The organism is Roseburia sp. (genome assembly GCF_041325975.1).
Taxonomy (GTDB): domain Bacteria; phylum Bacillota; class Clostridia; order Lachnospirales; family Lachnospiraceae; genus Roseburia; species Roseburia rectibacter.
In genome coordinates, this window is sequence record NZ_JBGLEJ010000004.1 from 1 (window position 1) to 12,094 (window position 12,094).

Sequence of the window (12,094 nt, forward strand, 5' to 3'; positions counted from 1 at the left end):
TCTCTGCCAGCTCATGAAGCTCATTCTCATAAAGCATGGATGCTGCGCCATTGATACCCTTTTCATTGGAAATCACCCACATCGTCTGCTCCGGTGGAATCTCGGCTATCATCATATCTGCAATCTCCTGTGGCATCCCATCCCTTGCGAACATTTCTTTCATAATGTCATTCATGCTTCGTACTACAGGTGGGAAGAGCCTTCTTGTGTTTTCCGCAGCACACTTAAAGAGCTGTTCCTCGCTCATCCCAAGTCTTTTCGCAAATTCATTTGTAATTTTTGAACTCTGCACCGCATCCTTATCGGCACTGATTATTACCTTGTACACAATAGAAAGATCCTGGAACTCCCTGTGAGGCACCTGTTCCAAAAATGTCTTATTCTGCTCTGTATTGATGAGCTGGAATACAATCTTCTCGTTAGCATCTCTCATAATGCTGTCCACATCAACAACCGGAGCCTGCTCATATGCCCTTTCCATAAAGTCACATGCAGCCATAAGTGTTTCCTCAAGATCACCACAGTCCTGATACTTCTTATACATGTCATTGATATAAATCGTAGGCGAAATGTTCCTGCCTTCTTCTCTTAAGATGATGCCATCAAGAGTCACATTCACCTTTTCCACGGGTTCTGCCACAAGCTCCATTCCTTTGAACTTCTCAGGCATATAATCCATAAACTTTTCTTTTACTACTTCCTTAAAAATCTCGTAATTCATCATATTACGGTTCCTCCTTAATCTAAAAAAGCGGGGAACATAAGTTACTGGCTTACATTCCCCGCAAGGTTAATTGTTACTGTTTATTCTTTTTCTTTCTTCCACGAAGTCCGACTCCGACACCTGTAATAAGTGCAAGTGCACCGATTCCAAGATAAAGAAGCGGATTTGCATTGTCGCCTGTCTGTGGAAGCTTAGGCTCTGTCGGTACATTGACAAGCTTAAGAGTTGCTACAACAACATCCGGTGCATTGTCATCATATCGAAGAGTTACATCGTGAGCTGTTTCATCAAGGATATATCCGTCAGCTGCTTTAGTCTCAACAACTGTATAATGGATATCTTCTTTGAATGATCCATCCTCATTGTAAGTACAGATAGGAAGCTCCTTGCTCTCTGCATGACCATTCTTGTCAGTAGTGAGTGTATCAAGCACCTTTCCGTCCTTATCCCTTACTTCAAATACAACACCCTCAATCGGCTTTCCGGTTACTTTGTCAGTTTTCTCAATGACAATCTTACCGACTGCCTGCTCATCCTTCATGGATACCTTCTGGATTTCTGCTGTCTCCTTTACTTCAAAGGTTACATCACTTGCCACCTTATATCCATATGGTGCAGATTCCTCTCTGAGTGTGTACTTTCCAACAGGAAGTCTCTCAATCATATGAGTCTTTCCTGCCTCTGATGTCCAGCTTTCTACAAGCTTTCCATCAGCATCAATTACTGAAAGCTTTGCTCCAGGCAACTCTTTCTCTCCTGTGATATCAGTCTTTGAAATTTCTACCTTAATAGGTGCATTTTCAAATGCTGCCTCAAACTCGATAACCTTTACCTTATCTCCCTGATATGAAGCATCCACATCAAAAATCTTATCAGACTTCACATAGCCCTTTGGTGCCTCAATCTCTTTGACATAATACTGTCCAAGTGGAAGGTCAGAGGTAAATGCTAGCCTTTCCATCCTTGCCTGTTACTGTTCTCTCAATCTGTGTATCAGCTTTTACGATTACCTTGCCATCTTTGTTCACGATATCTTCTTTCGCAAATAAACCGAATACTGCTCCTTCAAGTGCTTCCTTAGTCTCTGAATCAGTCTTGGTTACAGTAATCTGCACTTTCTGACGCTCATTTGTCACATCCATTCCTGCAAATACAACCTTTGTATTCTGGTCGATATAGGAAAGGTCTGCTTCAATCGGTGTATCATCTAATACAAATCCATCAATGGTCTTTGTCTCAACAAGATAATACTTGCCAAGTGGAAGGTCATCAATTCTTGCGATACCCTTATCATTTGTCACGATGGTTGCCACCTTGTCTCCTGCCTTATGATATACAGTGTCAAGTCCGTCAGCACTTACGATATCCTCTTTTGCATATACATCAAAAGTTACTCCTGCAAGGCTGTCCTTGAAGAAATTGAAGATAAAGTCATACCAGTACCCCTTCATAAGAGTGGTATCTGTTACAAATTCGCCGTCCTTATTGATCACGATGGAACCTGTAGGAACTTCATCCTTCATCTCTACATGCTGCACTTTGCCTGTGTCCTCTACTGTAAACTGGATATCTGTTGCCTTGAGATATCCGTAAGGAGCAAATTCCTCACGAAGAGTGTAAGTCTCTCCAACTACAAGTCTCTTGATCACATGTGCTTCCTTAGCATCAGATGTCCATGTGTCTACCACATTTCCATCCTTATCAAGTACAGTAAGTGTTGCACCTGTAAGCTCTGCACCGCTTGTGATATCTGTCTTTGTAAACTCAAAGGTTGTAGGAGTGTTCTTATACTCGCTGTTATATACAGCAGTCTTAACATCCTGTCCCTGATATTTTGTATCAAAGTTTACTGCTTCCTCATTTGTCACATATCCGGCAGGCTTTACAAGCTCCCTTGCAACATATTTTGCAAATGGATAATCCTTAACAAAAGCAATCTTTCCATTCTCATCAGATGTTGCCTTCTCAAGAAGTGTGCCTTTCTCGATAATTACCTTGCCATCTAGCATTCTTGATATCCTCGTCTGCATAAAGACCAAATACTGCACCTGCAATCGGTGTATTATCTTCTGAATCAAGCTTAGTCACTGACATATCAAGCTTCTGTCTGTCATCTGAGAAAGTAAGGCTTTCCTTGATAACAGGTGTCTTATCATCCACATATGTGAATGTCACTTTCTGCTCATTCGGATTTAATACATATCCGTATGGAGCTTCCACTTCCACAACTCTGTACTGTCCAAGAGGAAGATTCTTAGCTGTTGCCTTTCCATCCTTGCCAGTTGTAAGAGTTGTCACAAGGTCTCCCTTGCTGTAATACTTAATGCGGTTTCCGTCTGCATCCTTCTGGTTGTCTGCTGTGTAAATATCCTCGGCAGCATAAACTTTGAATTTTGCTCCGCCAAGTGAGCCTTCCTTATAAACAAACTCTTTCTCATATGAGCTTGCAAGAAGTCCACCCTTGAATCCGTCAAGTACCTCTCCCTTCTTTTCTACAGTCAGCTCTCCGACTGCAGGGGCATCTGAATATTCCACGGTGATGATCGCATCATTTGTATCACCATCTGTTTCAAATGCTGTGTCAGTATCAACAGAGATGTTGACATACTTATCATTTACAACATATCCAAATGGTGCAGACACTTCCTCAATGCGGTAGTTACCGATTTTAAGTGCCTCCGGTAAGATTAAATCTCCGTCCTCATCAGTAAAGAATGAAGTATGCTCTACCTTTGACGGATAAGTTGTGTACTGCTTCACATATTCGTTCTTATCAATATTAAAGATCTTAAACTCTGCATTTGGTACAAGCACTGTCTGCTTTGTATCGGAATCCTTCTTAATTACACGAAGCTTTGCAGTAAACTCCCTGTCAAGGAATACTCTCCATGTCTGAGGCTTGTCAGGATGATTCTCGCTGATTTTTACCTCAAATGGCTTGATTGTCTTCATGTTATGCGGAGTCTTTGACTCTACTACCACATAGGTTCCATAAGGAATTGCAATGGAAACTGCATGTCCCTTGTCATCGGATGTGATTGTTGTTGCTCCGTTTTCCCCGATTACTACCGGAGTTGCCTTGTCATAGTCATAACTTCCATCTGCCTTTACAGGTAAAGATGATTTCAAATAAGCTGTGAACTCTGCACCTGCCAATAAGCCTGCTTCAGTATCATCGCCATTGTCAGATACCTTGATAAGCTGGAATGGCTGCTTGATGACCTGCTCTGCTGATGTTGTGCTTCTTGATACCTCTGCTACAAGGTCTCCCTCATAGTCGCATACTACATCGTGCTCCTCTTCGTCTAAGAGATACCCCTCTGATGGAGTGATTTCTTTCACATAATAGTTTCCAAGGTAAAGGTTATTGACCTCTGCTTCGCCATTCTTATCTGTTGTAAGTGTTGCTACAAGGTCTCCTGCTTTGAATACGACTCCTGTTGCTCCGTCCGGATGCACGATATCGTTTCTTGCATAAAGACCATAAACTGCACCTTCAAGGCTTGCATCACCCTGGGCAACTGCCTTGCCCGATTCCTTGTCTACCTTGTAGATATGAATCTTTGCTGTCGTTCTGTCATTCACAAATGTGTGGCTGAATGATGTCTTTGCCTGTGTTTCAGGTAATACATTGAAATTGAAGCTATATACATCAGACTGGTTTCTAATATATGCATATGGTGCCTGTGTCTCTTGGATATAATATCCGTTAGAGATTGGCAGATCTACGCTGTAGCTTGCCTTTCCGTCCTCACCTGTAGTTACTGTCTCAAGAGCTGTACCCTTTGTCACAATAACCTGTCCGGCATAGTTTTTGATGTCATTTCCGGCATAAAGTGTGTACTTGCCGCCATCAAGAGGATTCTCTGTGTCAGAGTCCTTCTTTACGACAGATACATCCGCTTTCTGTCTTGTATTCTCAATCGTAGTTGATTCATACTGGACTGTCACAGTCTGGTCCTTATACTCAACTGCTACTGTCTGAGGTGTGGTATTGATTGTATATCCGTCAATGCTCTTAATCTCAGTAACCACATAAGTTCCAAGATGAAGGTCAGATAATACCACCTGTCCGTCAGTTCCTGTTGTTAGGCTTTCTGCCACAACATCGCCAGCACTATACACCTTTGTACCATCTGCCTTATAGATATTTGCTCCGGCAGTTACCTTGAATGTTGCTCCAGAAAGCTTCTTTTTCTCATAAGTGAAATTGCTTCCATTCCATGAGCTAAGCACCTCACCCTCTTTATAGATTGTGATTGCTCCAAGCTGCTCTTTATCTGTTGCAGAGATTCCTGTTGTCTGTCCTGCTTTTACAGTAAGTGTATGAACCTTACCTGAAAGGACATATCCCTTTGGAGCGGTAATCTCTTTTACATAATAAGTGCCTGCAACAAGTGCAGCTGACTTTGCATATCCGTTTCCATCTGTTGTCATGGTCTGTACTCTGTTTGTGCATCCGCTGTCAGAATAGATTCCATAAACTGCACCGGAAAGCTTCACTCCGCTTGACTCATCTATCTTTGTAAGCTCACCATATCCGATATTCTCTGTCTTGACCTTGATATATGCTTTGATAGGATCTGCTGTCGGTCTTTCAGAAATAAACTCCTGATATCCGCTCTTTCCTGTAAGCCAGAATACACAGCTTGATGTTGTCTCAATCTTGCCAGCATTGGATGTGAATGTTCCTGTTGTAGCTGTAGTATTCACGCTCGTTGAAGAGATTGTAATACTGTTGCCATTCTTATCAACAGAATATCCGCTGATGCCAAAATCAAAATCCGATAAAACACCATTGCTGTCAGATAATGTTGTTTCAAATCTCTGACTTCCCTCATTCCACTTTAATTCATAAGTTGGTGCCTCACTGGTTCTGCGTGATGCAAAACTTGGAAGTGTTGCATTGTAGGAGCTGCTGATATTGTCCCTGAGTCTCTCATAATAGCTGTATGAAGAATCAGGACTTGGTGCTGTGTTACAGAGCTTTCTTGCTGCCGAATCACCACTTCCGGTTCCAAAGATATCTGCTACAATAACCCATACCATTGCCTGAGTTGCGATATACTCATCGCACTGACTGTTGCTTGGTGCCGCCTTTTGTGTACTGTTAAACCCATAATAAAGGCAGTAACTTAAAAGTTTTCTCTGCTGTGCTGACATTGATGTGCTCGCATCATCGTAGCTGTTCATAAGCTGACCGCCATCTGCTCTTAATCCGAAATTCATACAATATGCAGAATTTCCGTCAAGAATTGAATACAGAATCTTGCCATGATTATATCCGGGCTTCAGCTCACTTACTTCTCCGGAATTTTTGACTGACGCATTCCAGAACGCAATATTTGCCTGCGGACTGGCTGCAAATGCTGTTGTTCCATTCGTAAAGAGTGTTCCAACCAGTGTGAGCATAGCCATAAATCCTGCCATAAAACGCTTTAGTTTCTGTTTCATGTGCTCTTTCCTCCTTAATTTACGCATAAAAAAAGAAAGACATAAGTTTATGGCTTACATCTTTCTTCCTTCTGCTTCTATTCGTTTTTATTTATCTGTGACATCGAAACTCGTAATAGTCTGTGCCGCCTGTCGTGTAAACTCCATCATAACTGATGTAGAATACCGGATCTGTTTCCAAAAGTAACATACTTGCAATATATTCTGCAATTGCATCCTCAGATGATAACCGCTGTCCATCAATGGTACTTGCTTTGTTGAGGTCTGTCTCTACAAACACACTATAATAAGAGCCTTCCATACCATCGTAAGGATAATACTCATTGTACTCTTCCTGCGTGATACTACCGTCATTCAAATGATTCTGTAAATTCTGCTGTGTGGTAATCATCCCTCCTGCCTGACACTTTGCTGTTGCAAGTGACACAACATTCTGTGGACTGTATGCCACGGATGCAGGCTGTGGATTGCTCACATTGTCTTTCGGACTGTCTGTAGTCTGACCACCATTACCTGCATTACTCTGATTTCCTCCAGCTTCCTTATTACCACTTGCAGGAGCTTTCTGTTCCGGCTCGTCATTCTGCTCCGGCTTTTCTTCCTGCTTTGAAGCAGTTTCATTATCAGCTGACCGGTTATCTTCCTTATCAGTCTTCTCTTCTGAATCTTTAGCCTCGGCAATATCTTTCTCTGTCTCTTCAATTTCAACTTCGGTTGCGACCTCTGTGACAGCTTCCGTTGCCATTTCTGCTTCTTCAGTTGGCTTTACACTTTCCGTCTGTTTCTCTGTCTTATTATCAGCCTTTTCCTTACCACCATTACAGGCAGCCATTGAAAAGACCAGTAGTGCGGATAATAAGATAATCCTTATCTTCTTCATAGTAATCACCCATCCCTTCTCCGCAAAAGGGACGGGCTTTGTGTTCCGTGCCATCCACCCTTGCGGTGAACTATTTATCTGTAATGCACGGGACACATAGGACTGTCCCGTATTCTGTGCATCTTAAACTCCTTTCATTATACCAGCTCTCTTATTTTAAAGAAATACTGCATAAGTCTTCTGTTTTTCTTATAATTTAAGAATAAACCCTTTACCTGCATACGCTCACCTCCTCTCAGAATGTGCCCATTCTTACGAATGAAAGAAATATCCTTGCCACCATAGCGAATAGAAGAAGAATTATTCTGGCAAGTCCTAAGACCAGCTTCAACGCTCCAAGAATTATCCTTAATATCCACTTGAGTATCTCTAAAATTACTGTTCCTACGGCTCCCATAACTCTTCTCATAATAATCAGTCTCCTTTCGACATCCATCCCATTGCAAGTCCTGCAACATCTGCATCGTCCATAACATCTTCTGTAGGTTCTTGTGCTTCACTATTGGCTACCTGCATTATTACCGGCTGACCAACATTCATTCCGGATATCACTCCGCCTAACAGCCTTATGACCTCTTTCCTAGCCTCATTGGTTGCTGCTTCAATGACTTCTTCCTTAATGTCATCAATATCTTCTGACCGGATATATTCAGCCCTCTCTTTTTCCTTCTTCTTGATAACAAAAGTTTCTTTTCCATAATTATCAATGTAGAACTGAATCGCATCTATAATGAACTGGTTCTTAGATTTGAAAATCTTCGGATCAAGGTTCTGAATCACATCATTGATTTTCACATGCTGAGGATTGCTCATGTTGAGGCGGACAGAAGTTTTTACTTCATATTCAAGTCTTCTTCCCATCATCTGCCTCCTTATGATAATCGCTTAGTGCTTTTAAGTCCCATTGTGGCAAGCTGCTCATATCCTCTTGCATTTGCCTTTACATCAAGGTTATAGGAAATGTTCTTAGCATCATGACTACCAAAATTCTTCATCACAACTGCCCCGCCACCGACAAATACAATCGGTGTAGTCTTTAAGTTATACCCAAACTCACGGATTGAGTTATATACCTTATCAACAAAATCCTCTATCTCTGCCTTGATAATGGCAAAGTATTCATCATCAATATCTGACCTGCCATATCGCATGATGTTCTGTATCTCTGACTCGTCTACCTCTCCGTTAAGTTGTCTTACACACTGCTCATTGATAGAACGCATACAGGTAATAAGACCTTTTGGTATCGTCACACACTCTGATTCATCCGGTGACTTGTTGATTACCGGCATAATGTCGATTGTCCAGCTACCGATATCTACTATCAGCGTTTTCTTTGCCATTGTAGGAATCTTGTCCACTACTGCTGCATAACACTGAGGGAATACTGCCACATCATCAATTTCAATATAATACGGCTCATTCTCATATTTGAAGCTTACACGCTTATTCTTTGTCAGATACTTGATAAAATCATTCTTCTCTGCTCCAAACCTTGTAAGTGGTAGTCCTACGGCAAGGAATACCTTTGCCTCTGCAAGACCTCTTCTTTTAAGTTCCTTAGCTACTGCCGCAAGTGTGAGAAGATAAAAGCTGCCATCTTCGACCTTCGTGTCCTTTACCTCCTGTCTCACAGTTCCAACCTTATAGAACTTTCCTTCATACTCGAGTACATCACCGAAAAGTGCTGGAGTTGTTGTAATCTCCTTAACACCTGTGACAAATACCTGAGAGATTGTTTTCATCATTGACCAGCCATGATCAATGCCGATTACTTCTAACTTGTTATTCATGTTCCTGTCTCTCCTTCCCTTCCGTAATAATTGCTTCCATATCCTGCTCATCTGTACCTTTTCTCCCTTCCTCTTCCATAAGCTGCTCAATAAACCTCTCTGATCTGGACGACATTGCAACTAATGAATATAGAAAAACCAGGATGATACTTATTCCGACCAACACAACAATCCAGCATAGCTTCATGTAAATACGCCTCCTTCTGTAGATTCTTCTAAGGGGCACTTACAATTTGCCTGACATTTTCGTGCCAGTCTTTGGAAATAAACACATTTCAAACATTCGTGGTCTGCCATAAATAGTGCTTTCTCATTTTTGGCTACAATCTTTCGGTAACGCTTTTTCAAATAAGAAACATCATATAAATCCTGCTTGATTTCATTCATGGCATTTTGCTTCATTATCGCTGTATTCAGTGAATTAATGTAGCTGACGAACTTTTCCTCAGTGCTTATATCCACACCTTTAAAAGTTAATTCCATTCACTACTTACCTGCTTTCTACACGGCTCATGCCATGTAGGTGTGCTTTTTTCCCATTTGCCTGCACACATAGGAATTACAGATAAGCCGCATCTGCGTTTACGACGCATTAAGTTAAATTAAATAATGCTATCCTCTCTACCGCCTTTTTGAGAGCCAGGAAGTTCCCTTTGAACACCTTCATAGTTTATTATCCTTCCGCAACAGTATTGACTACCCTTACTCGCTCCACTTTCATTTCTCAATCCTTCAGCACTCTTCGCAAGTATATTTGATTTCCATCAGGTATCTGAACCGGAATTATCACTATATCTGTAATTGTTATTCAATTGTATGAGCTGCTTTGCAACTCGCAGGATTATGATATAGCAAAATTTTGAATCCTTGAACTTCGCCAAAAGAAGTATTTTCAACATATCTATTCTTTTTATGTTAGTCCTCATTTGTGGTCTGTTCGTATTTTCATTATATAGTCCACATTTGTGGTTGTCAATATATTTTCAAAATAATGTACCACTTTTGTGAACTCTGTGTTAAAATATTCATATCAATTTGTTTGAGGTGATTATTAATGGATAATAGACATTCAATTGGAAGTAAAATTCAAAAATATAGAAAATTAAAAGATATGACACAGGACGAATTATCAAAACAGTCCGGTATTTATTTATCTACCATAAAGAAATATGAAAGCGGTGAACGAAATCCAAAACCAGATCAGCTTCAAAAAATAGCAGAAGCTCTTGGCATTAGCGTAACTGTATTTCTTGATTACGATATTAATACTGTTAGTGATGTTCTTTCTTTAGTTATGAAGCTTAACGAACAATCTCCATTGAAAATATCTGCTGATAAGGATAAAGATGGCAACTACATCCCCAGCAGCATACACATGACATTTGAAGATTCACAAATAAATGAAGCTATTTGTTCTTATCTAAATTGTAAACAACAGATAGATTTAATTGCCTATGAGGATAATGATAAAGCTGTGATTGAACAGCAAAAAGAATTTTATGATGATAAGATTAACAGATTGCTCTTATTTAACGAATGTATTAAAAAAATCCGCTAAATTGCGGATTTTCTTTGCTAGGACTCTATTATAATACTTCACTTTACATATCCTGAGTAGTTTATCCCCTACTCAAATAGCTTTGGTAAATCGTTGGTAAAAATCTACTGTAACATCCCCAAAACACTGTAAAATCAAGTATTTTTAATCAAGGTTAGTATATTGCCGTGGCAAACCATGAGCACTTTTATTTTATCTTGCATATCTTCGTTTTTCCTTGTATATCCTTATTTTTCCTAGGTTTTATCACACTTTCACGACATCTAACCTAGTGTACCTATCCTAGCATAAAATCGCATATTTTACCATATCTCGGTAAGTAAAATGAGTACAAATCTAGGTATAAACCCGATTCGTACTCATTAGTACTTTTTCCCTATGCCCTTTATTTCCTTACTTGGCACACTTTTTCATTTCTTTTTCTATCCTTTCAAGCCTCTCCATTTCTCTCTGCGCATCCTCCAACTTAAGGTGTGTATACACATTTGAGGTAACACTTATATCTGTATGTCCCATTAAATATTTCAATGTTTCTACAGATATTCCTCGCTTTGCCGCATTCGTACAAAATGTATGGCGACACACATGCGGTGTTATCTTTGGAAGTTGCACTCGATAAATTCTATTGTACTTCTCAACCACATGCTGAAAGCGTTTTTCCCATTGATAGGGCATCATTGGTTTTCCACGCTTATCTAAGAACAGAAAACCTGTATAACCATCTATCATTTCCTCGACTTTAGGTTTCTTTCTATTCTGTACTACCCTCTTGAATGCTGCATAAACTTCATCCGACATTGGCAATACTCGTGTCCCAGCTTCAGTTTTTGTTTTTTCTATGTACTTTCCCTTATTCCCCACATACTGTAATTGATGATTCACGTTGATTGTTCTTTTCTCCAAGTCTATATCCTTTAACGTAAGTCCACAAAACTCGCCTATTCTCAAGCCTGTTCTAAATAATATAAACATCCCATCGTAGCACTCACTGAAATGTTCATCCTGTTGAACAAACCTTAAAAACTCCTTTTCTTGTTTTGATGTTACTGCATCTCTTTTTACTGAATCATCAATTAGAAAATTATGCAGTTCAAAATCAAAAGGATTTTTTCTGATTAGGTCTGCCTCATAAGCCATCTGAAAAGCTGGTCTTACTACTCCACGTATTGTATGGACACTGCTATAACTCTTTCCATCCTCTGACTGTAATTTTATTAACCAAGCCTTTGCATCTATTGTGTTGATATGATTAATCTTCTGACTTCCAAAGCTGTCACGTTTTAATACATTAACCACTGTTTTATATCCTGCGGATGTGGTTGGTCTGACATTGCGCTTTTGCTCTAAATATTTCTCTACCAGTTCTAATACTGTCATATCTCCACCTGATAGAGAAATACCATTTGCCAAATCACGCTCCAGCAATTTTTCCTTTTCTCTAAGTGATAAGTCTGGCTTTTTTCCCTCTGGCATTTTATCGTGCCTTTCCAATTTCCAACTGTATACAAACTTTCTCTTTTTGGTTATTGGATCTATTGTACTGAATAAATATCTCCCATCTGCACGTTGCTGTTCTCCTATACGTAATATGCGATTCTTATTGTCTCTTCTTTTTTCACTCATGGTTTATCCCCCAACCTCTAATACAATCCCCACCATTGGGATGGGGATTGTATCGGAACTAC

At 40.1% G+C, this 12,094-nt stretch carries 12 protein-coding genes; 1 reads left to right on the top strand and 11 read right to left on the bottom strand.

What is annotated here, in order from left to right:
* From ACDD58_RS03380 to ACDD58_RS03425, 10 genes are all read right to left on the bottom strand, one after another.
* On the bottom strand, positions 1 to 724 hold a 724-nt coding region (locus ACDD58_RS03380), incomplete at its 3' end, for a DUF5688 family protein (RefSeq protein ID WP_370775780.1).
* Between the two features lie 73 nt (positions 725 to 797).
* A complete protein-coding gene (locus ACDD58_RS03385) occupies positions 798 to 1,685 on the bottom strand; it encodes a SpaA isopeptide-forming pilin-related protein (protein ID WP_370775782.1) in 888 nt (295 codons plus the stop codon).
* Positions 1,660 to 2,733, bottom strand: coding sequence for a collagen binding domain-containing protein (locus ACDD58_RS03390; RefSeq protein WP_370775785.1), 1,074 nt, complete (start codon positions 2,731 to 2,733; stop codon positions 1,660 to 1,662). Before ACDD58_RS03390 ends, ACDD58_RS03385 begins: the two co-directional genes overlap by 26 nt.
* Positions 2,690 to 6,178, bottom strand: a complete 3,489-nt coding sequence (locus tag ACDD58_RS03395) for a SpaA isopeptide-forming pilin-related protein (RefSeq protein WP_370775788.1) — start codon at positions 6,176 to 6,178, stop codon at positions 2,690 to 2,692. Before ACDD58_RS03395 ends, ACDD58_RS03390 begins: the two co-directional genes overlap by 44 nt.
* A gap of 91 nt (positions 6,179 to 6,269) precedes the next feature.
* Positions 6,270 to 7,112, bottom strand: coding sequence for a hypothetical protein (locus ACDD58_RS03400; protein ID WP_118652092.1), 843 nt, complete (start codon positions 7,110 to 7,112; stop codon positions 6,270 to 6,272).
* A gap of 181 nt (positions 7,113 to 7,293) precedes the next feature.
* Positions 7,294 to 7,467, bottom strand: coding sequence for a hypothetical protein (locus tag ACDD58_RS03405; RefSeq protein WP_015516967.1), 174 nt, complete (start codon positions 7,465 to 7,467; stop codon positions 7,294 to 7,296).
* Positions 7,468 to 7,472: 5 nt separating this feature from the next.
* Complete coding sequence (locus tag ACDD58_RS03410) at positions 7,473 to 7,922, bottom strand: ATP-binding protein (RefSeq protein ID WP_075720937.1); 450 nt, start codon at positions 7,920 to 7,922, stop codon at positions 7,473 to 7,475.
* Between the two features lie 8 nt (positions 7,923 to 7,930).
* Positions 7,931 to 8,851 carry a ParM/StbA family protein gene (locus tag ACDD58_RS03415; protein WP_117582551.1) on the bottom strand — a complete coding sequence of 307 codons (921 nt, stop codon included), beginning with the start codon at positions 8,849 to 8,851 and terminating at the stop codon, positions 7,931 to 7,933.
* Positions 8,844 to 9,038 carry a hypothetical protein gene (locus ACDD58_RS03420; RefSeq protein ID WP_118392503.1) on the bottom strand — a complete coding sequence of 65 codons (195 nt, stop codon included), beginning with the start codon at positions 9,036 to 9,038 and terminating at the stop codon, positions 8,844 to 8,846. Before ACDD58_RS03420 ends, ACDD58_RS03415 begins: the two co-directional genes overlap by 8 nt.
* On the bottom strand, positions 9,035 to 9,334 hold the full coding sequence (locus ACDD58_RS03425; RefSeq protein ID WP_118392504.1) for a hypothetical protein: 300 nt from the start codon (positions 9,332 to 9,334) through the stop codon (positions 9,035 to 9,037). The genes ACDD58_RS03420 and ACDD58_RS03425 overlap by 4 nt, the downstream gene beginning before the upstream one ends.
* Positions 9,335 to 9,905: 571 nt before the next feature.
* Between ACDD58_RS03425 and ACDD58_RS03430 the strand changes: the two genes are divergently transcribed.
* The gene (locus ACDD58_RS03430) at positions 9,906 to 10,409 is read left to right on the top strand and encodes a helix-turn-helix domain-containing protein (RefSeq protein WP_118392505.1); all 504 of its coding nucleotides are present in this window, start codon (positions 9,906 to 9,908) and stop codon (positions 10,407 to 10,409) included.
* A 393-nt stretch (positions 10,410 to 10,802) separates the two neighbouring features.
* Here ACDD58_RS03430 and ACDD58_RS03435 read toward each other — a convergent pair whose 3' ends face one another.
* A complete protein-coding gene (locus ACDD58_RS03435; protein ID WP_370775792.1) occupies positions 10,803 to 12,032 on the bottom strand; it encodes a tyrosine-type recombinase/integrase in 1,230 nt (409 codons plus the stop codon).
* Positions 12,033 to 12,094 lie beyond the last annotated feature (62 nt).